This is a genomic window from Geobacillus sp. C56-T3 (genome assembly GCF_000092445.1).
In the GTDB taxonomy this organism is placed as follows: Bacteria; Bacillota; Bacilli; order Bacillales; family Anoxybacillaceae; genus Geobacillus; species Geobacillus thermoleovorans.
On the sequence record NC_014206.1, the window covers coordinates 2,707,615 to 2,732,569 of the forward strand.

Consider the following 24,955-nt stretch of genomic DNA (forward strand, 5'->3'; position numbering starts at 1 on the left):
ATAAGAGGGCTGGGAGGGAGGAAAGATTTTGCGGGCATACGGCAAGCGGAGCGAAATTGGCCGAAAGGAGGGGATCGCATGTCGAACAAAGGGAGACAAAACAAGGTGAGCCAAGAAGTAGCCAACCCGACCGTCTCCAAGGCGGAGGCAGAAATGGCCAAAGACAGCGTGGATACGGCGAAACAAGCGAAAAAAAATCGCTCGTAACAACAGCAAAGGGCTGCCTCATGAGGCAAGCCCCTTTTCTTCGTTCCCGTATTGGCCTTTTGTTGCCGGCAATCTCCCTTATCGAAGCCATCGGGCTGTCGGATTGAACGCCCTCCCACCTACGCGTACGCTTAGAGGTGGGAGATTCTTGGGAGCACCTGCCCCACGGCGGGTGCATGTGCGCTCACACGTGGAAGTGGGGGTCTTCTCTTCCCAAGATGATAAAGATCACACAAATCGACCTTCAAGGCGCCACCCCCGCCTAACGGCCAATAACGAGTTAGACAGTTTCCCGCGGTGCAGCGCCGAGCTGTTGGCTATATCGTCTGGCGCACCGGATGAAGACGGCTGAAAATCATCTTCAGCAACGGCGGAGTCACGATGGTCGTCACTAATACGACGATGATCATGACCGCAAACATGTCTCCATCAAGCAGGCCGGCTTCCAAGCCGATGCCGGCGATGATGAGCGCCACCTCGCCGCGCGACACCATGCCAGCCCCGACCGCCAGCGAGCTTCCCCACGAAAATCCGGCCCATTTTGCCCCCAGCGCGGCGCCGACAAGCTTTGTCAAAATCGCGAGCGCACTCCAACCGACAATCAGCGGCCAATGCTCGACGATGCCGGAAAAGTCAGCCGCAACCCCGATGGAGGTAAAAAAGACAGGGACAAACAAAGAATAGGCGATCGTTTCCACTTTCTCAAATACTTCTTCCCGATAGTCCGTAAAACTCGCGCCAAGCCCGGCCATATAGGCGCCGATGATCGCCGCCACCCCCATCGCCTCAGCAAAATAGGCAAAGGCAAAACAGATGACCAGCCCGGCCGAGACGACCGCCTCTGTCACACGCAGCGGGGCAAACCACTTTAATACGAGCGGGAGGGCTTTCCAAGCGAGTAAAATGGCGACGGCAAAAAAAACAGCTTTTTTCAGCACGACCGCACCAAGCTCGACGTCGCCGCCGGTCAGGCTTAATAAAAATGCCAAGGCAATGACGACCAGCACGTCGTCGATGACCGCCGCGCCAAGAATCGCTGATCCTTCCTTCGATTGCAGCTGTCCCATCTCTTTAAGCGCCTGCACAGAAATGCTGACGCTTGTCGCCGATAGCAAGAGGCCAAGAAATAGAGCCGTGCCGGTTTCCATGCCGAACGCTGCGCCGGCCGCATACCCGGCGAGCAGCGGAACGAGAATGCCGAGCACTCCGACTGCCACAGCAGCTTTTCCAGTGCGCCGAAACTGATCCATATCCGTCTCAAGGCCGGCTATAAACATAAGCAAAATGACGCCGATTTGACTTAACTCCTGCAAAAGATCGGTATCCTCGATCACACCCAGTACGCTCGGACCAAGCACAATACCGATGAGCAGCTTGCCGAGCACGGCGGGCTGGCCAAGGCGCACGGCCGCATCACCGGCAAGTTTGGCGGCGAACAAAATGACTGCCAGTTGGGCGATGAACATACCATCACATCCTTTTCCCATTATTCCTCCCCAAACTACGTTTATCATGTGCAATAGGTTTCATTTTTAACGGATTTCCGAAAGAAGTCTCCCACTTCAAGCAAAGCTAAGTAGGAATTGTTCCCTGCACGATCGGCAGTTTCGACCCTAAACAACTGAAAGAGAAATTTTACGAACCAAAACGCGCTGTGCACCGACAGGGCCTATGATGATCCGCAAAGCATCGGCCTCTGCCTGCCATGCAACTCGGCTGCCTATCAGCCATCGATTGAGCCGTTAGCCAAAAAAACAGACATCCTCGCTCTGCGTGGACGCCTGTTGTTATGACAGCGCATTTGGCCGGCCGTTTGCGGCTTTGACGCCGCCGGACGGAAACGTCAAATGAACAGTCGTTCCCTTCCCAACCTCGCTTTCGATCCGCATCGTTCCTTTATGTTCTTGAACGATTTTCATGCTTGTCGTCAGCCCGAGCCCCATTCCTTTTTCTTTCAAAGTGAAAAACGGTTCACCGATTTTCTGCAGCCGCTCTTTCGAAATGCCGACGCCGGTGTCGGCAACATCGACATAGATCTTCCCGTCCGCTTCCGCAACGTGGACGTATAAAATTCCGCCATCAGGCATCGCTTCGATGGCATTTTTCATAACGTTCAACAACACTTGAACAATTTGGTTTTGATCGCCGTACACACAAGCTTTCGGAGCGGTGTTATGAACGGAAATGGAAACACTGTTCAACGTCGCCTCATGGCCAATCAAGCTGATGACATACGAAATGGCCTCGTCTAGCAAAAACGGCCGATAATCGTGGCTTTGCGGCTTGGCGAGCACCAGCAGCTCGCTGACAATTTGGTTGATGCGGCCGAGTTCACTTAACATAATGCGCATATAATGATCATTCACTTCGCGCGTTTCTTGCATCATCTGAATAAATCCTTTCATGGAGGTGAGCGGATTGCGGATTTCATGGGCAATGCCGGCAGCCAGCTCGCCAAGGACGGACAGCTTTTCTTTTTTCAAGAGCAACTCCTCGGCAAGCTTTTGCTGGGTAATATCGCGGCCGATCGTCAACAACCCTTTGCGCGCTCCGTTTTCGTCAAAGAGCGGCACTTTAATGACGTCAAACGTCTTCACTTCCCCATCCGGCGTCGCAAACGACTCCTCGCGGCGCGTCACCTTTCCGCTCTCCCACGCCTCGCGGTCTGATGCAATGCACTGCGCAAACGCTTCTTTAAAAAACGGCACAAGCTCGCCAAGCTCGCGGTCCGTCTTCCCGATATAATCGATCTGTTCGAGGCGGTACAGCCGCCGGCCGAAATCGTTGACGCGCAGCCATCGCCCCTCGCTGTCTTTAAAGCAAACGAAATCTGGCATCGAATTGATGAGCGTAAGCAGCTGCTGTTCATTTTCCTCGGTCTTTTCCAGCTGCTCGCGCTTTTTTAACAGCTGGTACAAAAAAATGGCCGAGAGCAAAATAAACACGGCCCCTTTGGCGGCGCCAAGCGCCATATATACATCGCGGCTGATCGACAGCATATTGAGCAGGGTGTCGGTGGCGGCAATCCATAAAATGCTGCCTATGATATATACTGCGATTACTTTTGTTTTGTTGACCACGTTGTCATCGAACCCCTAACATGCAAAGTCGCTGGCGGCCACGGTCGCCCTCTAGGCTACATTTCCCGCGCCCAGCCGAGCAACCGCACGGCCAAGAGGGCGGCGCGCTCATGGTCAAGCCGCTTTTTTAGCGATGCCTCAAGCCGCTCGGCCACCGCCTCCGCCTCTTCCTCATAGGCGAACGAAAATGACCACTCAAGCGCCGGAATGGCAATCACGATATATTCTTCTTTTCGATTTTCGTAAATGTAGACATTAGCCGGAGCTTGTCCGTCCATCACCGGCGTTTTGCGGATTTTCATTTTTCCGTCCCACCTTTTCCTTTCAAGCCGTCCCCATTTTGTTTATTTTAACAAACGCCCGCTCCCTACTCAATATAAATCATTTTCCTTGTCATTCCCCCGTCGATGACCAAATTGACCCCGGTGATAAAATCGTTTTCCTCATCGCATAAATACAGACAAGCGCGGGCGATATCGTCCGGTTTGCCGACGCGGCCGGCCGGGTGCTGCCGGTGGTCAATGTCTCGCAGTTGCCCATAATCGCCCGTTTCAATCCAACCGGGGCTGATGCAATTGACGCGAATGCGATCATCCGCAAACGACACCGCCAGCGCATGGGTCAAAGCGACAAGGCCGCCTTTCGATGCAGCGTACGCCTCGGAATTCGGCTCGGACATGAGCGCCCTTGTCGAGGCAATGTTGACGATTGCTCCGCCTTTTGCATTGCGGCGCATATATTTCGCTGCTTCTCGAGAAGCAAAAAAAGCGCTGCGCAAATTCGTTGACAGCACGTCATCCCACTCCTCAACCGTCAGCTCATACGGCGACTTCCAGCGTGAGACGCCAGCATTGTTGATCAAATAGTCAATGCGGCCGAAGCGGCCGGCAGCTTCTTGTACAAACCGTTCAATATCGTCCACCTTCCGCACATCCGCTGCCGCAAAGATCGCCTTGAACCCGTCCGACTGCAATTGCGCGGCGAACGCTTCACCGTTTTGAATATCGCGGTCGATGATCACGACGTTCGCTCCCTGTTTTGCGAATGCTCTAGCGATCGCCTTGCCGATCCCATTCGCTCCACCGGTGACAATGGCTGTTTTCTGTTCCATGCTCATGTGCAATCTCTTCTCCCTTCCTTTGCTCCGTTTGCTTTCGGGTGGGATCCAACCGAAAGAGGTAGGCTTTATGCATGACCTTCCCTCCTACGATAAGGAACGTTTGTTCTATTCATGACCATTTTATACCTTTCGTTCTTTTGATGCAAGAGAAAGGTGGATGAGGAAAGATACCGATTCATCCCCCACTTGCGCTCACGCATGGAAGTGAGGATTTTCTCATCCCGAGATGTGAAAAAGACCGCCATTCGGCGGTCTTTTTTGGCATCTTACCGATAGGGGCCATACGAGACTGGAAAGCCAGGCGCATACGGGGTTCCTCCGCCATAATATGGAGGCAGCGGAGAAGCAGGATAGCCATACGGCATCACCGGGGCATACGGCTGCGGCGCCATCGGTGGATAGTACAGCGGCGCATACGGATGTGCGCCAGGAACGAAACCTGGTGTTGCACCAGCAGCCATTCCAGACAGCGTGCCAGGAACGGCCACGGGAGCCGTGCTGCCAGCCGGGGGGACGTTTTCTGCATACGGGGCCGTCATGCCATACGGAATAGCGGCGTCATCAGGCGTCATCGGCGGCGTGTTTTCTTTCCCACCCATCGGCCAAACGGAAGCATGGGCCATATTCGGCCCGGCTCCTAAACCGAGCGGCGGCGCCGGCAGCATCATATCGGAGCTGTCCGGACTGTCTGGACTGTCAAGATGGACCGGACTGACAAGCGGCGCTGGCGGCGCAACCGGTGGACACCAATAGCCATAAGGCGTTGCCGGCGGATAATACGCCATCGGCATCACTTGAGTCGGCGTCGCTTCATTTGGCGTCGTTGCCGATAGCGGAGCCATCGGCGGCACGTTATTCTCCATCCACCCGGCTTCATTGTCATGGCCAAAAGAGGTTGAAAACGGACCATTCATATACGGATCCCAATGATTCATTGTTCTCTCCCTTTCTTGCTTATATTCTCGGGGCGCGTACCCACCCATATTGTATGTCGGAACAAGCAAAGGGTGTTTGCCCGGCCAAAATATAGGTATTTAACCCAACAGGCGTCTGTGATACGATAAATAACGGTGACGATGCCGAATCAACGCTTGGGGGGACATGCGATGGATGAAGCACTGGCGGCCAAGCAAATCGATGAATTGCGCAACGGAATCATCTCCGAACTGTTGGTGAAAAAAGAGGACTTCCCTGTTTTTCGCGCCGTGCTCGTCAAACAGCCCGACTTCAAACGATTTCGCGGCATCGCCCAGCGCGGCGGTCATGTTATTTACCACTATATGGATGCTCCGCGCAGCTAAAAGCCCCTCTTCCCATGGCTTCACACCCGGCTTTCCGTCCTGGAAGCCGGGTGTTTTTGCTCGCGGAGAATTTTCCATCCCTCTCTATGAAACTAGTCATTTCAATGCCTGACGCGTTTTTTCCATCATTTCGATAATGACTCATCACGTGATCCTTGTTACTCTAGTAGCGGGTTTGCAAGACAAAAGGAGGGATGTGGATGAAACAAGCAAAAGCATGGGTGACGGCTATGTTGTGCGGCATATTTTTCTTTGCCGGCCATGCCGATGCGGCGACGATCCACACCGTCAAGCGCGGCGACACGCTTTGGAAAATCGCGAAACAATACGGTGTGCCGCTGAAACAACTGCAGCAGACAAATCGCAAAGGCGATTGGCTATATCCTGGTGAAAAACTCGTCATCCCTGATGCCGGCATCACGGCGGCGGAGAAAGATTTGCTCGCTCGCCTCGTCCATGCCGAGGCGAAAGGGGAACCGTACGCCGGGAAAGTGGCCGTGGCAACGGTCGTGCTCAACCGCGTCGACCATCCGGATTTTCCGGATACGATCCGCGCCGTCATTTATGAGCGCTCTGGCGGCCATTATGCATTCACGCCGGTCGCAAACGGATCGATCAACGAACCGGCCGACCGTGAATCATACCGCGCCGTTGAAGAAGCACTTGCTTTTCGCGGTTTAGGAAACGGCTCGCTCTATTTCTATAATCCGAAAACGGCGAAAAGCAAATGGCTGCGCTCGCGTCCAGTGACCGTCGTCATCGGCAACCACGTCTTCGCCAAGTAAAAGAAGGATAGGCTGCCTCAAAAGACCGTTTTCTCCTAAGCGAGGCGCCATATATGGTCTTTTGAGCATATTGGATGCATATATGCACCCATAAGGAAGGTGCCCAAACTCTTTTTCAGGGCACCTTTTTTAAATATTTAGGAAATAAATCTCTTTACTTGCGCATAAAAATAAGGCACACTAGTAAAAAAGCGCCTAATCCCCGCCGACCGGGGAGCGGCGACGGAATCAGGCAAGCCTCGATTCCCGCGGCCGTTCGCTTGAGCGGTCCATCCATCATTTTGATTAAAGGAGAATGATGATGATCAAAAAAGCGAAAGTCGGAGATATTATCGAATTTAAAAATGGGCTACGCGGCATTGTGGAGAAGGTGAATGAAAACTCCGTCATCGTGGATTTAACGTATATGGAAAACTACCGTGAACTCGATTTGCAAGAACGGACAGTCGTCAATCATAAAAACTATAAGATCATCGAATAAAAAAAGAGGCTGCCAAGAGCCTCTTTTTTGTTTACGAAATGCCGGCGAGTTCATCACATTCATAGATATGGACGCCGCTCGTTGCTGACGCCGCCCGGTAAAACATCGCCAAAGCAAGCTGATGGGCGTCAACCGGCTTATACTTTTTCCATTTGCCGACGAACAAAAACGGAAGACGGCATAACAACCACCCGCCTAACGCTTCGCCAAGGCGGAACTCCCGGCGCTTGCCGACGAGCAACGATGGACGGAAAATATGAAGCGATGGGATGGAAAGCCGCTGCAACGCCTCTTCCGTCTCTCCTTTGACTCGCTGGTAGAAAAACGGCGAACAAGGGTTGGCGCCAACCGAAGAGACGGTCAAAAAGCTTTTCACGCGGCACTTTTCCGCCAGCGCCGCGGCGCGCAGCGTATATTCATAATCGACTTGAATGAACTGCTGCTTTGTTTTCGCCTTTTTGCGCGTCGTCCCTAGGCAACAAAACACATCGTCCACATAAAAATATCGTTCGTACGATTCAAGCCGAGCAAAATCGACGACGACTTGCTGCAGCTTTTCATGTTCCACCGGCAGCGGAGTGCGGACGAAAATCGTCACACAGCGGTACAAATCCGACTGCAGCAACAGCTTCAGCAACTCTCCGCCGACCAAACCGCTCGCCCCAAGCAAAAGAGCTGTTCTTCGCTCCAACGCCAAAACCTCCAAGGCAAACATTCATTGTCCATTATATAGGAGTTGGAGCGAAAAAACTACCTCTTTTTTTATCTCTAGCGGTTGTCGACTTTTTCTGGATACAAGTCATGATTGAGCAGCCGGTATTCCGCCATTTTTTCGTATTTCGTCCCCGGGCGCCCCCAGTTGCAGTACGGATCGATGGAAATGCCGCCGCGCGGGGTGAATTTGCCCCACACTTCGATATAGCGCGGTTCCATGACTTTAATCAAATCGTTCATAATGATGTTGACGCAGTCTTCGTGAAAGTCGCCATGATTGCGGAAGCTGAACAAATACAGCTTCAACGATTTGCTTTCGACGCATTTTTTGTCCGGGATGTAGCTGATGTAAATCGTCGCGAAGTCCGGTTGTCCGGTTTTTGGACACAACGTCGTAAACTCCGGACAATTGAACTTCACGAAATAATCCCGGTCAGGATGTTTGTTGTCAAACACTTCAAGAAGATTGGGATTGTACGTGAACGAATACGTTGTCCCTTGATTGCCAAGCAGCGTCAAGTCTTTCAATTCTTCCTCTTTTCTTCCTGCCATTCCTTCATTCCTCCCTCATTATTCATTGCCGGGCGAATCGCCGCACCCCGCTTTACACGCCGCGCTTGTTTCCCCAAAGAAGCGTGTGCAGCTGCGGCAGGATGTGGACGTCTGCCAGCTCCTCCGAATCGGCGGCTTGTTCCACCAGCCATTCCAACCGACTGAGAAGCTTCGCGCGGAGTGCATCCACATCCGAATCGGCCACATCGGCGTTTCCTGTCTGCAAATAAAACGGAACACCTGGGTAGCGGCAGTGCACCTCTTTCGCATACGCCAAATCGGCGTCATCAAAGACGACGACTTTCAAGCTGATGCGCCGCACCCGGCTTTGGTCAGCCTGCAGCCGTTCAATGATTTGATCGAGCGCCGACCAGTCGGTGTTCATCCCCGAGCTTGGCGGCTTCGGGGAAAGGGTGACGTCGTCAATGTCAAGCAGCCAATCCTGCCAACGGCTCCCTTGCGTTTCAACCGCAACCCGCATCCCTTTTTCATGAAGAAGCGCGATGAGCTCCCCAAGAGCCGCAATCAGAAGCGGGTTGCCGCCTGAAATCGTCACGTGGCGGAAGCGGCGGCCGCCAATGGCTTCAAGCCGCCGCCAAATTTCGTCTGCCGTCAGCTGCTCGATCTCGTCTTTCGCTGATCCGTCCCACGTAAACGCCGAATCGCACCAGCGGCAGCGGTAGTCGCAGCCGGCTGTGCGGACGAACATCGTCTTTTGGCCGATCACCATTCCCTCTCCTTGGATGGTCGGACCAAAAATCTCCAACACCGGAATCGTGCGCGCCATTACCGCTCCCCCGCTTTCGGCCGGTAGACGACATAACTTGTCGGCGTTTCGCGGACAAACACTTGCAAACATTTCGGCTTGTGCGGCAGCGTATCCAAATAGCGCTGAATCGTTTCATAAATCGTGCGCGCCACCACTTCCGACGTCGGAAACCGGTTCGGGTCATGACCGTCAAACCAATCGCTATGGTCGTTGAGCAGCGTATGGTCCAGCTTGCGATGAACGAGCTGTTTTAACGTTTGAAAGTTGACTAAAAAACCGCTCTCATCGAGCTCATCGCCGGCGACCGTCACATTGACGATGTACGTGTGACCGTGCACGTTTGCGCAGCTCCCGGCCGCTTCGTGCGGGATGAAATGGGCGGCGGCGATGTGCATATCTTTGTTCAACTCATAGCGGTAATGATGCGCCACCTGCGGATAGAGCTGATGCATCATCGCGGCTCCACCCCCGCTTTTTCCCACAAATATTCATCCAACCCGCGCTTGCGCAACACGCACGCTGGACATTCGCCGCAGCCGTCGGCGATGATGCCGTTATAGCACGTCAGCGTCTTCGTGCGAATGAACTCGAGCGCCCCAAGCTCATCAGCGAGCTTCCACGTCTCCGCTTTCGTCAGCCACATGAGCGGCGTATGAATGACAAATTCGTAATCCATCGCTAAATTCAGCGTGACGTTCAATGATTTGATAAACACATCACGGCAGTCCGGATAGCCGCTGAAATCTGTTTCGCACACTCCAGTCACAATATGGCGCGCGCCCCGCTGTTTGGCGAACACGGCAGCGAATGATAAAAACAATAAATTGCGTCCGTCCACAAACGTCGTCGGCAGCTCACCTTCCTTTTGTTCAATGGCAATGTCGCGCCGCGTCAAGGCGTTCGGCGCCAACTGTCCGAGAAGCGACAAATCAAGCACTGTATGGCGGACGCCAAGCTCGTCAGCGATCGCTTGAGCGACGTCAATTTCCCGGCGGTGGCGCTGGCCGTAGTCAAACGTCACCGCTTCCACTTCACCAAACTGTTTTTTCGCCCAAAACAAACACGTCGTGCTGTCTTGGCCGCCGCTAAAGACGACGACCGCCTTTTCTTCATTCATCTTCATCATGATCAACCTCCTTCTGAATCAGCAGAAGAAGAGGTTTCCAAAACAAAAAAAGGCCATACCCCTAGGATACAGCCGTCCCTAGTTTTTTATAGAGGGTTTTGCTAGAAACCTCTCCCGTACAAGCGTACGGAATTGTGATTCTTCTGTTTTCTCTATTTACTATACCATACTTATGGCTTTTGTTGTAGCGCCTTTTTCACTTTTTCCGCCGTCCATACGTACACATACAGGAGCGGAACATACACCGCGACAAGATAAAACCCTGCCTTCGCTGTCCATTCCGTCAACCGCTCAATATCTGTCTTCTCTTGGAAAAACAGCGTCCCGACAAACAAGCAAGCGAGCAACACTGGAAGCGAACGGCGTTGCTGAACGGCAAACAGCTGTTTGACCACGCGCGTCGCCGCCCAAATAGAGACCGCGATGATCGGGAACACAACGAGTACGTAAATCGAGATGACAATATACTCCATCCGCTCGATAAACGGCACTTCTGGAATTTTGGCAAGCGTCAGCGTCGGCCATGTAATATGCTGGATTTGCTCTTTGTTATAAAACACGACGGAAATGAGGATCAAAACAAAATAAATGAACATCGTAAACGCGTTGGCCGCATGCGCCCACTTTTGCGAGGACGGAGCGTTTTTTAAAAACGGGTAATACATAAGCAGCATTTCAAACCCTAAATATTGCAGCACCATCTCTTTCGATGCTTTTGCCAATTGCCCAAACGAATGGTCGAACACCGGCAATAAGTTCCGGTATTGAGCATACTCAAGCGGAAAGAAAACCATCGGAAAAATCGTCAACAGCGGAATCACCACCCCCCAAACGCATAAGCCGACAACGACGCGAAACCCGCCGGAGACGGCGTAATACGTCAGCAGCAAAAACACGAGGCTGAACTGCCACGCCCCAATCAACGGGAACACCCATACTTTAATGATTTCAATGTATGATTGAAGCACCATAAACGCCGCCAACGCGTAGTAAAAAAGAAGTCCAAGGCTCAGCACCCCGCCGATCCACCGCCCGAAGTACTGTTCATGAAGCGACACGAGGTCTCCGCCTGATGGAGAATGCGACAGCAGCCGATACATCAGCCAAATCAACACGTGCGCCGCCAGCCCGGCCAGCAAGACAGCCATCCAGGCATCCTGCCCCGCCTCTTTCATCAGAGGACGCTGAAAATTGAGTGCCCCGACCCCAACTTGCGTAGCGTGAATGACAAAAAACACAAGAAACGGGGAGATGAGAAACCGTTCCTGAATGGCCTGCTTCATCCTAATCCCTCCTCATGTTCCCCGTCTTATTCGCCAATGCCTGTATGGACGATATCCACCGTTACGTGCGGGCGGATGTCTAGATCCGGGTATTCGCGGTAAAACGCGTCGGAATCCCAATGTCTTGTCACGCTGCGAACAAAATCGCCGATGCCGAGCGGGTCAATCCGTTTTTTCTGAAAATAACGGAATAACCGGCGCATATTATGCTCCAATTCGTTTTGCATTTTTTTCTTCACATCAGCAAACAAATCCTGATCCGGCTGATCGAGCCATGACGGGTAATCCTTCACCGACGCATGGATATGAATGAACACGTCAAGCACATGGCGGCTTCCATCACGCTTCCATTCATATTTCGGCTTCGCCCATAGGTTTTGCAGCATCACCCGATCCTCGCCCTGTTTTCCGCGATTCCCAACCTTCAGCTGGTAGACGCCGTTTTTCGTTTCTCCGAGCAAAATTTTCATTAAAAACGAATCACGCAAACTCACATGCCCGACATATTGGTCGTCGCGAAACAAAGCAACCCCTTCGAGCTTGACGAAATCTCCTTTTTTCTCAAAATACGGCAAAAAAGGGTCGCTCCCCGGGGAAAAATAGCGATACAAAAACAAGTGCAAATTTGTTTTCGGCAAGTTCATCGACTGCTCGTTCTGCTCTACAAGATTCGGCAAATACAACGTATCGCTGAGCGTCGTTTTCGCCGTGATTTTCAGCAACTCCCTAGCGCTTTCTTCCGCTACACCAAGCAGCAAATGGCTGCCGACTTTGTTGTTGCGCGCGAGGCTGTGCGTAATTTGCGTCACCCCCCGCCGAGCAAACTCCTTGCCGAACAAAATAAGGCGCAGCTGTCCTTCCTCAATCGGCAGCGCCGATTTCGACGACAGGCGCGGAATCAAGTCGTAGATCGTCGGCGACGTCGTCGTCAGCATATTCGGCTTTGTCATCGGCCCTTGCTTGAACGTCGGGTACACCGCGGTTCCGGTGTAGCGGCCGTTCTCGAAATCATACCCCATCTGTTGGATAATTTGAATTTCGTCAATCGGCCGCGAACTGACGCAGCCGCCAAGCAACAGCAGCGCACCAATCCATGCGAGCTCACGCCTCATCATGGTCCCCCTTACTCATCAATGTCGCGTTTTTGCTTCGCCGCATTCGGATCATAGCGAAACCGCGACCGCGGGCGAAGAAACATCGGCCGCTCCGCCGTTTCACTGTATGGCAAACGAATGAATGTATCGCGGAAGTTGCGAACACGAAATGGATAAAACGGCAGCAAATACGGATAGCCAAACGACTGCAGCCGCCCTAAATGAACGAGCAGCCCACACACAGCAAAGATGATGCCGATCCCGCCCCAGAACGCGGCGAACAAAATAAATGGAAACCGGATGAACCGAATCGTGTTGGACATTTTGAAAATCGGCGTTGTAAATGAAGCGAGCGCCGCCAACGCGACGACAATCAACAAAATCGTACTCGTCAGCCCGGCATCAACGGTCGCTTGCCCGATGACAATCCCACCGACAATCCCGAGCGTTTGCGCGACTTTCGTCGGCAGCCGCGCCCCGGCCTCGCGCAACAACTCAATCGTAATTTCCAAAAACAGCACCTCGAGCATCGGCGGAAATGGCACGTTCGAGCGTGAATAAATGATCGGTCCAAGCAAGTCTTCGGGGATCATTTCGTAATGATACGTCAGCACCGCCACATAAATCGGCGACGCCAACACCGAAAACGCAACGCCGAAAAACCGAATGAGCCGGAAAAACGTACCGAGCACCCATGGCAAATAATAGTCTTCCGGCGACGTAAAAAAATCGAAAAGAGCGGCGGGGCCAATCACGGCATACGGGGAGCCGTCGCAAAAGATGGCCACCTGACCCGACACAAGCGCATAGATGGCCCGATCGATCCGCTCGGTCGAGATAAAAAGAGGAAACGGCGTCCGTGAATTATCCGCGAGCAGCTGATCCAAAATAGCGTTGTCAAACACCACATCAAAATGAATCGTCTCAAGCCGCTGCGTCACCGTTTGAATGACTTCCGGATTGGCTACGCCGTCGATGTAGGCGATGACCACTTTCGTTTTCGACACCGAGCCGATCGACATTTCCCGAAACACAAGGTTCGGCGTCACCACTTGCCGGCGGATGAGATGCAAATTGACGCCGACGTTTTCGACAAACCCGACTTTCGGTCCCACGACGCTGAATTCGTTTTCCGAATCATTGTTTTCCCGAAGCCCCAAATTTTCAGCCGCGGCGCTCATGAGCGCCGCTTTGTTCGGTTGCTCGCGGAATGTGACAGCGACAAACCCTTTCAGCACCTTCTCTTCAATCAGCGCCGTGTCTTCGCTCACTTCAATGCGCTGAATCGGCACGATTTGCTGCAAATCTTCCAGACGGATGGTCGGATGCCGGGGAACGCCATTTTGCAAATGGCAAAGAATCCGCTCTTGCAGCACTTGCGGATCAACGAGCGAATCGAAATAGTAAATCGACAGTTCCTTGCCCCCAACGATGAACGACAATTCAACAAAATCGCTTGATTGCCGAAGCTTTTCCCAAAGTTGCGAAATGGGCCGCTGAGGGGGGCGTTTTTTCTTTTTTTTCCAAAATGAGAATAAACCCACAAACATCCCCTCGCCTTTCCGTTTACAGCATAGTCTTCCAATCGATCGATATTTTTATGCATCCCCCTTTCATCCTATTGATTCGACAAAATCTTCTATATATTATTGAAAATAGACAAATAGAAAAAGGAGAATCGTCTATGAACAAATTGACGAAACGGCGCCGGGCAAAACAGGCGTTAAAAAAAGTAACAGCAACGGCGGAAGCACTGCGGCGGTCAATCGACCGAACGCGCCCGCTTGAAGAGCAGCTCGATCGCATCCGCGCCTTGTTGGATGAACAGCTTGGCCATGATGAATATTTTGTTCTTGTCGATGAAAACGGATACGGACTCGTTCATACGAACCGCCTCCGTGAAGGGCGGGTGTTTGCCGACCCGGTCGGGCTGGCCGCCGCCCGCACGAACGAGCCGCTCTTGCAAGTATACGAACGCGATACAGGCGAGGTGCTGATTGACGCCAGCTGCCCGTTTTGGACGGAGCCGGGCGGAAGGCGGTTCAATTTGCGGATGGGGCGGCTCATGCACCGTCCGTATTTGCAATGGGTGTTAGCAAGCATCGCCATCGCGCCCGCAGCCGTTGGGCTGGCCGCTTCCATCGCAGGGGCGCCGCCCGTTTTTGCCGCGCTGTGCGCCGCTCTCGTTGGGCTTGGGCTTGGCGCCGCCTGGCATCAGGCCATTGCCGCCCAGCTTCGCCATTGGTACGGCGTTGCCCGCACTGTCTCCTCGGGTCAATTGCAGACAGAAGTGAAAACGACGGGAAAACGGGATGAATTTCATCAAATTGCCTACGAAATCAACAAAATGATTCTCGGCATCCGCACGATCATCAATGAGCTTGGCAAAGCGGCCAAAACGGTGCATGATGTCAGCCATGAGCAACAAATGGAAATGCGCCGCCTCTCTGAATCGTTTGACGAAATCGCCGCCGCCGTCGAAACGTTCCGCGAAGGGGCGAAACAACAAACGACCGCCGTCGAGCAAGCGGGTGACGTCATCGGGCAGATGGTGGAACGCGTGCAACTCATGCGGGCCGCCGTTGAACGCGTCGTAAGGCAAGCGGGCGACGCTTGGTCGTCAGCAGCAGAAGGCATCCGCCTCATTGAGGAAACGAAAACAAACATGGACGCGATGCAGCGCGGCATCGGCGAAATGACTGCCCTCATCGACAAAGCAGCCAATGAAGCAGCGCGCGTTCATGAGATGATCGCCGCCATTCGCACGATCGCCAAACAAACGAACTTGCTCGCCCTAAACGCCTCGATCGAAGCAGCGCGGGCCGGTGAAGCGGGCCGCGGTTTTTCGATCGTCGCCGAAGAAGTCCGAAAGCTCGCTGAAGATACAAACGCGTTCGCCGCTGAAATTTTTGCTTCGCTCGACGCCATGACGAACGCGCTCAAAGAAACGGTGCAAGCTGTACAAGGAAGCGGCCTCCGCGTTGAAACAACGAAAGACTCTCTTTGGAAAACAGGGGAAACGTTCACATCGTTTCAAGGCATGTTCGCCCAACTGAACGACTTGCTTCAGCAAAACGAAGCGTATGTTAACGCCATCACCGCCGACGGCGAGCAGCTCAGCGGACTGATGGGAGACGTACGCACCGTCGCCACCGATTTTTCAAACATGGTGCAAGAAACGGCGGCTGGACTTGAGCAACAAACGCTCGCCCTTCACCAACTAGCGCGGGAAGCCGACACGTTGGCTGCGGCAGCGCGCGATTTAGAAAAAATGATCACCCGCTTCCACTCATAACGAAACAAAGCCCTTTCGTCCCCCCTTCACCAAAGAAACGTCTGGGAACGAAAGGGCTCATTTACCGGCGCGGCAGCTGTCGGCGCCAAAGAAGCCACAAAAGCACAAGACTCATATAACCAAACAGCGGATAGATGAATGACAGCAGCTCCCCGTAATGAAACGGGCTGACCGCCGCAAACAGCAAAACGAGCAGCACGCCCAGCCATTTCCCGCCAAGCGGCGCCCAAACGCGCACTTGGCGTGCAAGTCCAAACATGCCGCCGATGACCGATGTAAAAATTTCTCCGTAAATGACGACGACATAAAGCCAATACAACACAGTAAAAAACGTATGAACGACTTCGGCCATTGGAATATCATAATCGTCCTTGTGTGGAAACGACAGCAGCACCATATGGTTCAACAGCAGCAAAACCGTCAACACCATTCCGCCTAACATCGCTCCGCGCCTCACCGCTCGCTCATCGGTCGCTTCGCGGGCGATGGGGACAAGCACCGCTTGGGCCATCGCCAAGTTAAAGGCCGCATAGGAAAACGGGGACAACATCGCCTTGAGGGAATAGTCCACCGCAGCCATGTCCGGACGGCACAAATCGCCAGCCACGATTGTTTTCACAAAGGCGATGGCGCTGAACAGCACCATCATCGGCGCGACAAACACGTTGACGCCAAACAGCCCTTTGCGGTCAAACAACATGACAAGAAGCGCCAAACCGAGCGTCAGCGTGACGCCCGCCTGCCTCGGCCAGCCGATCTGCTCTTCAAACACGGCACCCGCCCCGGCGATCATCACCGCCGTCACCCCCGCGATCATCGCCGTCATCACAAGCGTCACAAACGGACTCAACATTCTTCCGAACAAATAGCGATTCAATTCATCATATGACGCGGCTCCAATGCGGCGCGCCATCACCATCAGGCGCGCGCCGCCCCATGTGAACAAAACGCCGCTGACCGCCACCCCGATCGTCCCAGCCATTCCGTAGCGGGTAAAAAATTCAATAATTTCCCTGCCAGTCGCAAATCCCGCTCCAATCACCGTGCCGACGTAAACAGCGGCGATTTGCCATGCTTCCGACCATTCCGCTTTCTTCTTCACTGACTGCCCTCTCCTTCTCCTTGTCCGTTGCTTTACTTCTATATATATGTCCGCAGCGGACAAGAAAGACGAGTAGAAAAAAAGGATGCCTCCCTCGGCATCCTTCGTTACTGAACCGTCACTTGTTCGACTTGATGTTCGTGCAGCCCGCCGCTTCCTTCGACGTGCACTTTCACCGAATACGTTCCTTTGTTGGCAAACGTGGTCATTGCTTCGTATTCGCCGTTTCCTTTTTTATCTGCATCAACAAATTCATGCTTGTTGTCCGCCTGCCAAATCTCAAAGCGAACGGTGGCGTTCGTAAACGGCTTCCCATCTTTGGTGAGGTGAACGGTCAATGCCGCCGGTTTTCCGGCTTCGAACGAACGGGACGACAGGGAAATGGCGACGGCGCCATGATGGTTTTCTTCAGCACTGCCTTGGGAATTTTCGCGCGCACCGTCGGCCGTCGCCGCCTGTTCCGGGGTGCCGGCGACAATATCTTTTTTCGGCATGTTATGCATATCGCGCGCCGTCACATGGGCGACGACCGAATATGTTCCCGCTTGGGTAAACGTTTTTTCCACCGAGTAACGGCCATTGCCGTCATGCTTCGCTTCAAGCATTTCCCGCTCGTCGCTTCCATGCTTCCATACTTCAAACTTGACTTCGTTCGCATCGTCCACTTTTTCACCGCCGTACGTCACGACACAGGCGAGCTTGGTCGGTTTGTTCAAATCGATGTGATCCGGCGCATCGATTTTCACGTCAAGCACGGCCGGCGTCTCGGCTTGCTTGTTGTGATTTGTACAAGCAGCCATGATCATCATCCCCAAAAGTACAACAGCAAACGCGAAACCAACATGTCTTCTCATCTTCACCTTTCTCCTTTTTCCTTCAAATTCATGATCATCGTCAGCACCAAAGACGGAGTCTTTTCCGCCTCTTTTTCTGTTTTTCACTTTATCATAGCTTTGCCGCACCTACATTAGTATTCACCATTTTTTCAAAAACATTTCATCGTTATCACAATTTTTTTGTACAAAACACTTGAAAGTTAAAAAAGGTCAAAGTATAATAAAGTTAGAAGGTCAAAGAAAGTCAAAGTCAAAACCTGAATAATGGAAAAGGGGGTATGCCTCATGCGCTGCCAAGCATGCCAACAACGTGAAGCAACGGTGTTTGTCAACTTGCAATGGAACGGTGAAAAACAACAACTTCACCTGTGCCATGAATGCTATGAAAAACAAAAACAACAATTGTCGATTCCGATGATGAACTTCGGCTTTTCGCCGTTTTCCTTTGATGACTTCTTTACTAGCCCGTTCACAGCCGCCAACGCGGGGATGAGCTCGCCAGAAACGATGGCGAAACGCCCGCAAAGCCATAGCGGCGGATTTTTGGATCAGTTTGGCCGCAACTTGACGCAAATGGCCAAAGCGGGCTTGATCGATCCGGTCATCGGCCGCGACAAAGAAATCGCACGCGTCATGGAAATTTTAAACCGCCGCAACAAAAACAACCCGGTGTTGATTGGGGAGCCAGGCGTCGGGAAAACGGCCATCGTTGAAGGGCTTGCGCTGAAAATTGCCGAAGGGCAAGTGCCAGAAAAACTGTTGAACAAAGAAGTGTACTTGCTTGACGTCGCTTCGCTTGTTGCCAACACCGGCATCCGCGGCCAATTTGAAGAGCGGATGAAACGGCTCATCGCCGAACTGCAAGAGCGGAAAAACATCATCTTGTTCATTGACGAAATCCATCTGCTCGTCGGTGCTGGAGCCGCTGAAGGCTCGATGGACGCGGGCAACATTTTAAAACCGGCGCTTGCCCGCGGCGAGCTGCAAGTCGTTGGGGCGACGACACTCAAAGAATACCGGCAAATTGAAAAAGACGCGGCTCTTGAGCGCCGCTTCCAACCGGTCATCGTCCACGAGCCGACCGTTGAGGAAGCGATCGCCATCTTAAAAGGCATTCAGCCAAAATATGAACAATTCCATCATGTCCGCTATACGGACGAAGCGATCGAAGCGTGCGTGAAATTGTCGCACCGCTACATTCAAGACCGCTTCCTCCCGGACAAGGCGATCGACTTGCTTGACGAGGCCGGCTCGAAAGCGAACTTGCGCCTCGGCCCGACCGATGAAAAACAACTGCAAGAGCGGTTGATCCAAATCGCGAAAGAAAAAGAACAAGCGGCGAAAGAGGAAAACTATGAACTGGCGGCGAAACTGCGCGCTGAAGAGCTGAAGCTTGAGAAACAACTCGAGCAAGGCGTCACCCAAGAACGCCCAACAGTCGATGCCGCCGACATCGAGCAAATCATTGCCGAGAAAACCGGCATCCCGGTCGGCAAACTGCAAGCCGATGAAAAAGAAAAAATGAAACATCTCGAAGAAAACTTGGCGAAAAAAGTGATCGGCCAAGCGGAAGCGGTGAAAAAAGTCGCGAAAGCCATTCGCCGCAGCCGCGCCGGCTTGAAAGCGAAACACCGCCCGATCGGTTCGTTCTTGTTCGTCGGCCCGACCGGCGTCGGGAAAACGGAGCTCGCCAAAACGCTCGCCGAGGAGCTGTTTGGCACAAAAGACGCCATGATTCGCCTCGATATGAGCGAATACATGGAGAAACATTCCGTCTCGAAGCTGATCGGTTCGCCGCCGGGCTATGTCGGCTTTGAAGAAGCCGGCCAGCTGACGGAAAAAGTGCGCCGCAACCCATACAGCATCATCTTGCTTGACGAGATTGAAAAAGCGCACCCGGATGTGCAGCACATCTTCCTGCAAATTTTGGAAGACGGCCGCTTAACCGACAGCCAAGGCCGCACCGTCAGCTTCAAAGACACGGTCATCATTGCGACAAGCAACGCCGGCGCAACCGATAAAAAAATCACCGTCGGCTTTGAAAAAGAGGGAAACGGGCAAACAAGCGTCCTTGACTCGCTCAGCGCCTACTTCAAGCCGGAATTTTTGAACCGCTTCGACGCCATCATCGAGTTCAAGCCGCTCGAAAAAGCGCACTTGCTTGAGATCGTCGACCTGATGCTCGCTGACGTCAAAGCAGCGATGCGCGAACAAGGCATTGAACTCGAAGTGACCGAAACGGCGAAAGAAAAACTGGCCGAACTCGGCTACCATCCGGCCTTCGGCGCCCGCCCGCTCCGCCGCGTCATCCAAGAGCATGTCGAAGACAATATCGCTGACTGCCTGCTTGACGCGGATCAATCGGTGCGCGCAATCCGCATCGACGTTGAAGGGGACGCCATTGTGGCGAAAATCGAATCATAACTTACAACAGAGGATCCGCCGAACATGAATTTTGGTTTCGGCGGATCTTTTTTCCGATAGACCGTTTATCAAATCGATTTTTCACCTCGATTAAGTCAAGTCAAGCGTACTTTCAGTGAAAGGGAAATATTTTATAAAATATTTCTTTTGGAAATATTATTGACACTTACTTTTTTTTTTGCTAAAAATAAGTTATAAATTCTAAATATTGGATCTTCACCACAAAGTGTGCTTGACAAAGAAAGAAGATGATGATAATGGAAACCAAAATTGCACTTCTCCCTTTTTATTCCACATCCTTCTTAGGGCAACATTGCTATCATGTTTGCCTTTAAAAGTCAAGTACATCTTTTGGTGATGAACCTAAATATTAGGAGGGATTGTGATGTTCAAAAGAAAGATGATCCAAACCATTAGTCCGCTTCTTTTGGCCGCATCGCTTTCTCTTACTCCATTTCATAAGACAGAAGCTGAAATCAATCCGACCTATATCCCTTATGATGGATATGAATACGTTCACAGCACAGATACAAGAGGGCTGACCATTTATTGGACCCATACCCATGTAAACAACAAATCGACTACTGACACAGTTTCCCACACAGTCAAGAGAGAAGCGTATGCAACCGCTACTGTTTCTTCGTCGTCCACATTTAACGAGATGGTCCTGGAAGTAGGAATTAGTACGGAAGTCAGTTTAGGAGCGCGGGTGGAGAAAACAACAACTGTTACTTGGACGATCCCTCCTTATTCCACCTATACCCTTCGATATGGAAGCCGTTGGGTGAAAGCGACCGGCAAAGAAAATTACTACAGCAGAGGAACCCTCATCAGCTCAAAAACCGTCAGCGGACAATGGACATATGAGGGATATTCTGACAGCATTAAACAAAACTAAACATTCATGAATGGTGATTTTATGAGCAAAAAATTTTTCCATTCCCTTTTCATCTTCTTTCTCTTGCTGGCGGCGTGCGAACGCGGACACGACCCTGCTCCTGTTGCGCCGCATCCGGTGGAGAAAGCGAAGCAGGAACATAAACAAGCGGAGACGGAACAGAAGCCGCTATCGTTGGAACAGAAATTTCTCCCCCCTCATTTTCTAGTCAATCAATTTATTGCAAAGGCGACAAGTCGATCAATCGAGCTGACGATTCATTACACCATCTCGGAACAGCTGTACCGTTTGCTTGAACAGTATCAAGATTACTATTTCGTCATTCAATATCCAGAGGAACTCTCTCGCCTGACCCATGTTGATCATTCCAACGCGCTTAAAGGCCCTTTGCCGACAAACGGGCGACTGTCGTATGCCATCACGATTACTTCCACCTGGGCAACCGATATCCCCGAGGGCCTGGTAGATCGAATCAATCATGGAGACTTGCGGTATAATCTTCTTATTTTGGACAAGGAACGGTTCCCCGTGCATATTTTCAACGATGTTCAATGGTACCAATCGTTCGATCCAACCAAAGGATCCAACGTCATTTCAGAAGACGATGGTGCAAGAAAATGACGGCCGTTCGGTCAAACTTTTTCGACGACCGCATGTCTGTTTCTTGAGGTCAAACTCTTTCGCACGAATAAAAGATTTTCGCTGTAAAAAGGGCGGCCGCCATCGCCCCTTTTTCTTTTCCGCCTTTTCTCCAGAGCGAAAAGATTTTGCTATAATGAAGAAAAACGCAAGGGGGCATCGCGATTGCCAAACGAAATGGAGACGATCATCATTCAGACGCTCCGCCCGGCTCTTCACCCGTTCGTCATCTACCTGTTCGGTTCAGCCGCCCGTGGGACGATGCGCTCGGACAGTGATGTCGATATCGCCTTTGTCAGCGACGGCGAACCGCATGATCCGTATGAGCTGTTTCGGCTCGCCGGGGAGTTGGCTGACAAGTTAGGGCGCGATGTCGATCTTGTCGATTTGCGCCAAGCCAGCACCGTGTTTCAAGCGCAAGTCGTCTCAAGCGCAAAGGTGATCGATTGTGGCGACGAACGGAAACGAATGGAGTTTGAAATGAAAACGTTGAAAATGTATGCAAAGCTGAATGAAGAGAGGGAGCCGGTGTTAAAACGAATTGCGGAAAGTGGGTCGGTGTATGAAAAATGATGTAAACTTGGGCGTTGTCTGAACCAGAAATGGATGAGGACGCCAACGACCCAAGAATCCCACGGCTTTAGCCGTGTGGAGTGTCAAGCCAAGAAAAACAGCTAAGCCGACTCCCCGTGCGGAAGCCGGCCGTCTAGCGCCGCAAACCGTTCATCAGCACGCGGATCGTCCGTTCCATTTCCGCCTCATCGTCCCAATTGTGGTCAGGCAAAAGGAGAAAACGGGCGGCCAAAAAGCCGGCGAGCGATGTGATCGTCAGGCGGATGACCGAATCGACCGGCAGCTCGGCCAACTCCCCTTTCTCTTGAAAATGGCGGACAATGCGGGCAAATTTTGGATACACGTGCTCTGTAAACACGCGTTGAAAACATTGTTTAATCTCGGAATGAAAGGCGAGCTCCTGCCAAAGCACGCGAATCGCCGGCAAATACTTTTTCACAAAGGCGTAGCGATTGGAAAACACCGCGCGCAAAAACTGTTCGTACGTCTCATATTCGTTGTCAAACACTTCGCGGACGAATTCTTTCGCCAAAAATGGGGCGACGGACTGAAACAATGTCGGCGTGACGATGGCCAACAGCAAGTCTTTTTTCGTCTTATAATGGCGGAAGATCGTCCCTTCCGCCACCCCGGCCTTTTTGGCGATTTCGCTCGTCGAGGTCGCCGCATAGCCTTTTTCGGCAAACATTTCAATGGCGGCTTCCAAAATTTTTAGCTGCTTTTCACTGAACTGCTCTTTCCTGCCGCCTATTTGCAGCAGCTCTTGAATCCATGGATGCTCACTCATGGCTATACTCCTTACAGCTTGCGGTATTTTTTCAGCGCTACTACATTTAATAGCATAAACAGCAACGTAAAGCCAAGCAACACGTACACATCCACGGCGATGGCGCCCAAGCCCTCTCCGCGCACCATAATATCGCGCAGCGCGTCCGCCCCGTATGTGAGCGGCATGATGACGCTCAGCGAGCGAAGCCATTCTTCCATCGTGTCAAGATTGAACAAGCCGGAGAAAAACACTTGCGGCACGACGACAAGCGGGATAAACTGCACCATTTGCAGCTCGTTGTTGGCGAACGCCGACAGCAGCATCCCAAGCGCAAGCGCCGTCATCGCCAGCAAAAACGTAATGAGCAGCACATACCAAAACGAACCTTCCATCATCATGTCCAGGACATCAATGGCAAACCATGAAATTAAGCTTGCCTGAATCGTCGTAAACAACCCGAACCCGATCATGTAGCCGGCGACCATTTCCCAGCGCCTGAGCGGCGTCGCCATCAGCCGTTCGATCGTCCCGTTCGTCCGCTCGCGCAAAAATGACACTCCGGCAATCAAAAAGACGAAAAAGAAGACGAAAAAGCCGATCAACACGGGGCCGAAATAATCGAATGACGCCATGTCGCTTGACCCGTGCCAATACGTGGTTTTCAGCTGAAACGGGGGTTTTGGCGCCATGGACTGAAACGCCTTTTGCACCGCGGCCATCACCGCCTGGTTGGCAGTCGGGTCGCTTCCTTCCAGCGTGACGTGCAGAGCGCTTCCGTTCATGTCAAGCCATGCGTCAATGTCTTGATCGTCCAGCTGCTTTCGCGCTTGTTTAACCGACAGCTCTTTCACTTTCGCCCCTGCTTCTTTCAACTTGTCCACAACCGCCTCAGGCACGTGTTCGCTGACGGCAATGGCTGGTTTGTATTCTTCTCCATTAAACACCAAATCCATTAACAACAAGACGAACATCGGCGCGACAATCATGAGCGCCAACGTGCGCTTGTCGCGGAAAAACTGGCGGATGATGCGGACGACAATGGCCAACACTCTCATCGACGGACACCTCCAAACGTCAAAAACGCTTGCTCAATCGTTTCCGCCCCTGCTTCCTGTTTCAATTCATCCGGACGGCCGACGGCGATCAGACGGCCTTCGCGAATCATGCCAAGCCGCCTGCACTTTTCCGCTTCATCCATCACATGGGTCGTGACGACAATGGTTGTGCCGCGCTGGCGAATCCGCTCAAGCTCCGCCCAAATCGATTGGCGCAGAACCGGATCGATGCCGACCGTCGGCTCATCCAAAATGAGCACGTCCGGTTCATGAAGCAAGGCGATCGCCAGCGACAGCCGGCGCTTCATCCCTCCTGAATATTGGTGCACCGGCTTTTTTCGATCATTCGTTAAGTTGACAAGCGCCAGCATGTCATCGATCCGCTCTTTTTGTTTTTTCCCTCGCAACCCGTAGATGGAAGCAAAAAATTGCATGTTCTCCAGCGCGGTCAATTCTCCGTACAGGGCATCCGACTGGGCCATAAAGCCGATCCGCTTCATGACGCCAAGATTGGGCATATTCACGCCCAGCACGCGAATCGTCCCTTCACTCGCTTGATCAATACCGGCGATCATGCGCACCAACGTCGTCTTGCCCGCCCCCGACGGGCCGAGCAGGCCGAAAATTTCTCCCGCGCGGACATCCAACGACACATCGTCGATGACCACTTTTTTTCCAAACCGCTTGGAGACACGCTCGACTTGAATACATGGATTGGCGGTCATTGTTTTTCTCCCCTTTACATAGTAGTGAGCAATCACTCATTTATAGTATAATGAAGATAAACTCTTTTGTATAGTGAGTAATCACTCACAAAATGGATTTTTTAAGCTGCCGACGGTTCGGCAGCCC

Annotated in this window: 27 protein-coding genes; 9 read left to right on the forward strand and 18 right to left on the reverse strand. The window is 52.3% G+C overall.

The window, feature by feature from the left end; translation table 11 throughout:
• Positions 1-78 precede the first annotated feature (78 nt).
• Entirely contained in the window at positions 79-207 is a 129-nt protein-coding gene (locus GC56T3_RS20205) for a hypothetical protein (RefSeq protein WP_013145936.1), read from the forward strand.
• Between the two features lie 317 nt (positions 208-524).
• On the opposite strand, the gene GC56T3_RS13360 is transcribed toward GC56T3_RS20205, so the two are convergent.
• The 5 genes from GC56T3_RS13360 to GC56T3_RS13380 form a co-directional block, all read right to left on the reverse strand.
• Positions 525-1,673 carry a cation:proton antiporter gene (locus GC56T3_RS13360; RefSeq protein ID WP_013145937.1) on the reverse strand — a complete coding sequence of 383 codons (1,149 nt, stop codon included), beginning with the start codon at positions 1,671-1,673 and terminating at the stop codon, positions 525-527.
• A gap of 321 nt (positions 1,674-1,994) precedes the next feature.
• Positions 1,995-3,287: an ATP-binding protein gene (locus tag GC56T3_RS13365; protein WP_013145938.1), complete on the reverse strand. Its 1,293-nt coding sequence runs from the start codon at positions 3,285-3,287 to the stop codon at positions 1,995-1,997.
• Positions 3,288-3,343: 56 nt separating this feature from the next.
• Positions 3,344-3,589, reverse strand: a complete 246-nt coding sequence (locus GC56T3_RS13370) for a YueH family protein (RefSeq protein WP_011230486.1) — start codon at positions 3,587-3,589, stop codon at positions 3,344-3,346.
• Between the two features lie 65 nt (positions 3,590-3,654).
• The gene (locus GC56T3_RS13375) at positions 3,655-4,404 is read right to left on the reverse strand and encodes an SDR family NAD(P)-dependent oxidoreductase (RefSeq protein WP_041468515.1); all 750 of its coding nucleotides are present in this window, start codon (positions 4,402-4,404) and stop codon (positions 3,655-3,657) included.
• A 269-nt stretch (positions 4,405-4,673) separates the two neighbouring features.
• On the reverse strand, positions 4,674-5,342 hold the full coding sequence (locus GC56T3_RS13380) for a hypothetical protein (RefSeq protein ID WP_013145940.1): 669 nt from the start codon (positions 5,340-5,342) through the stop codon (positions 4,674-4,676).
• A 171-nt stretch (positions 5,343-5,513) separates the two neighbouring features.
• Here GC56T3_RS13380 and GC56T3_RS13385 point away from each other — a divergent pair, with 171 nt between their 5' ends.
• From GC56T3_RS13385 to GC56T3_RS13395, 3 genes are all read left to right on the forward strand, one after another.
• On the forward strand, positions 5,514-5,708 hold the full coding sequence (locus GC56T3_RS13385) for a hypothetical protein (RefSeq protein WP_011230483.1): 195 nt from the start codon (positions 5,514-5,516) through the stop codon (positions 5,706-5,708).
• A gap of 200 nt (positions 5,709-5,908) precedes the next feature.
• A complete protein-coding gene (locus GC56T3_RS13390; protein WP_013145941.1) occupies positions 5,909-6,493 on the forward strand; it encodes a cell wall hydrolase in 585 nt (194 codons plus the stop codon).
• Between the two features lie 301 nt (positions 6,494-6,794).
• Positions 6,795-6,974, forward strand: a complete 180-nt coding sequence (locus tag GC56T3_RS13395; RefSeq protein WP_013145942.1) for a DUF2187 family protein — start codon at positions 6,795-6,797, stop codon at positions 6,972-6,974.
• Between the two features lie 31 nt (positions 6,975-7,005).
• On the opposite strand, the gene GC56T3_RS13400 is transcribed toward GC56T3_RS13395, so the two are convergent.
• From GC56T3_RS13400 to GC56T3_RS13435, 8 genes are all read right to left on the reverse strand, one after another.
• Positions 7,006-7,689, reverse strand: a complete 684-nt coding sequence (locus tag GC56T3_RS13400; RefSeq protein WP_013145943.1) for an NAD(P)H-binding protein — start codon at positions 7,687-7,689, stop codon at positions 7,006-7,008.
• A gap of 53 nt (positions 7,690-7,742) precedes the next feature.
• Positions 7,743-8,240 carry a preQ(1) synthase gene (gene queF / locus GC56T3_RS13405; protein ID WP_011230479.1) on the reverse strand — a complete coding sequence of 166 codons (498 nt, stop codon included), beginning with the start codon at positions 8,238-8,240 and terminating at the stop codon, positions 7,743-7,745.
• 52 nt (positions 8,241-8,292) lie between these two features.
• Positions 8,293-9,027, reverse strand: coding sequence for a 7-carboxy-7-deazaguanine synthase QueE (gene queE / locus GC56T3_RS13410; RefSeq protein ID WP_013145944.1), 735 nt, complete (start codon positions 9,025-9,027; stop codon positions 8,293-8,295).
• Complete coding sequence (gene queD, locus GC56T3_RS13415) at positions 9,027-9,464, reverse strand: 6-carboxytetrahydropterin synthase QueD (RefSeq protein ID WP_011230477.1); 438 nt, start codon at positions 9,462-9,464, stop codon at positions 9,027-9,029. Before queD ends, queE begins: the two co-directional genes overlap by 1 nt.
• Positions 9,461-10,126, reverse strand: coding sequence for a 7-cyano-7-deazaguanine synthase QueC (gene queC / locus GC56T3_RS13420; protein WP_193568262.1), 666 nt, complete (start codon positions 10,124-10,126; stop codon positions 9,461-9,463). Before queC ends, queD begins: the two co-directional genes overlap by 4 nt.
• Positions 10,127-10,305: 179 nt before the next feature.
• A complete protein-coding gene (locus GC56T3_RS13425; RefSeq protein ID WP_013145946.1) occupies positions 10,306-11,418 on the reverse strand; it encodes a GerAB/ArcD/ProY family transporter in 1,113 nt (370 codons plus the stop codon).
• Positions 11,419-11,444: 26 nt separating this feature from the next.
• Entirely contained in the window at positions 11,445-12,530 is a 1,086-nt protein-coding gene (locus tag GC56T3_RS13430; RefSeq protein ID WP_013145947.1) for a Ger(x)C family spore germination protein, read from the reverse strand.
• Positions 12,531-12,541: 11 nt separating this feature from the next.
• The gene (locus GC56T3_RS13435) at positions 12,542-14,056 is read right to left on the reverse strand and encodes a spore germination protein (RefSeq protein WP_013145948.1); all 1,515 of its coding nucleotides are present in this window, start codon (positions 14,054-14,056) and stop codon (positions 12,542-12,544) included.
• A 140-nt stretch (positions 14,057-14,196) separates the two neighbouring features.
• On the opposite strand from GC56T3_RS13435, the gene GC56T3_RS13440 reads away from it, so the two are divergent.
• A complete protein-coding gene (locus GC56T3_RS13440) occupies positions 14,197-15,807 on the forward strand; it encodes a methyl-accepting chemotaxis protein (RefSeq protein WP_013145949.1) in 1,611 nt (536 codons plus the stop codon).
• A gap of 61 nt (positions 15,808-15,868) precedes the next feature.
• Here GC56T3_RS13440 and GC56T3_RS13445 read toward each other — a convergent pair whose 3' ends face one another.
• Together GC56T3_RS13445 and GC56T3_RS13450 are read right to left on the reverse strand one after the other, a co-directional pair.
• Positions 15,869-16,909 carry a membrane protein gene (locus GC56T3_RS13445; RefSeq protein ID WP_013145950.1) on the reverse strand — a complete coding sequence of 347 codons (1,041 nt, stop codon included), beginning with the start codon at positions 16,907-16,909 and terminating at the stop codon, positions 15,869-15,871.
• A 107-nt stretch (positions 16,910-17,016) separates the two neighbouring features.
• Positions 17,017-17,763 (reverse strand): FixH family protein, encoded by a 747-nt coding sequence (locus tag GC56T3_RS13450; RefSeq protein ID WP_013145951.1) that lies wholly within the window; start codon positions 17,761-17,763, stop codon positions 17,017-17,019.
• 267 nt (positions 17,764-18,030) lie between these two features.
• Between GC56T3_RS13450 and GC56T3_RS13455 the strand changes: the two genes are divergently transcribed.
• The 4 genes from GC56T3_RS13455 (at position 18,031) to GC56T3_RS13470 (ending at position 22,279) form a co-directional block, all read left to right on the forward strand.
• Positions 18,031-20,169, forward strand: a complete 2,139-nt coding sequence (locus tag GC56T3_RS13455) for an ATP-dependent Clp protease ATP-binding subunit (protein ID WP_013145952.1) — start codon at positions 18,031-18,033, stop codon at positions 20,167-20,169.
• A gap of 385 nt (positions 20,170-20,554) precedes the next feature.
• Complete coding sequence (locus GC56T3_RS13460) at positions 20,555-21,067, forward strand: hypothetical protein (protein ID WP_013145953.1); 513 nt, start codon at positions 20,555-20,557, stop codon at positions 21,065-21,067.
• Between the two features lie 21 nt (positions 21,068-21,088).
• On the forward strand, positions 21,089-21,688 hold the full coding sequence (locus GC56T3_RS13465; protein ID WP_013145954.1) for a hypothetical protein: 600 nt from the start codon (positions 21,089-21,091) through the stop codon (positions 21,686-21,688).
• Between the two features lie 183 nt (positions 21,689-21,871).
• Positions 21,872-22,279 carry a nucleotidyltransferase domain-containing protein gene (locus tag GC56T3_RS13470; protein WP_013145955.1) on the forward strand — a complete coding sequence of 136 codons (408 nt, stop codon included), beginning with the start codon at positions 21,872-21,874 and terminating at the stop codon, positions 22,277-22,279.
• Positions 22,280-22,412: 133 nt separating this feature from the next.
• Here GC56T3_RS13470 and GC56T3_RS13475 read toward each other — a convergent pair whose 3' ends face one another.
• Genes GC56T3_RS13475 through GC56T3_RS13485 form a run of 3 tightly spaced genes read right to left on the reverse strand, consistent with a single transcriptional unit; the run spans position 22,413 to position 24,828 of the window.
• The gene (locus GC56T3_RS13475) at positions 22,413-23,066 is read right to left on the reverse strand and encodes a TetR/AcrR family transcriptional regulator (RefSeq protein ID WP_013145956.1); all 654 of its coding nucleotides are present in this window, start codon (positions 23,064-23,066) and stop codon (positions 22,413-22,415) included.
• A gap of 11 nt (positions 23,067-23,077) precedes the next feature.
• Positions 23,078-24,103 (reverse strand): ABC transporter permease, encoded by a 1,026-nt coding sequence (locus GC56T3_RS13480; protein WP_013145957.1) that lies wholly within the window; start codon positions 24,101-24,103, stop codon positions 23,078-23,080.
• On the reverse strand, positions 24,100-24,828 hold the full coding sequence (locus tag GC56T3_RS13485; RefSeq protein WP_013145958.1) for an ABC transporter ATP-binding protein: 729 nt from the start codon (positions 24,826-24,828) through the stop codon (positions 24,100-24,102). The genes GC56T3_RS13480 and GC56T3_RS13485 overlap by 4 nt, the downstream gene beginning before the upstream one ends.
• Positions 24,829-24,955: the final 127 nt, after the last annotated feature.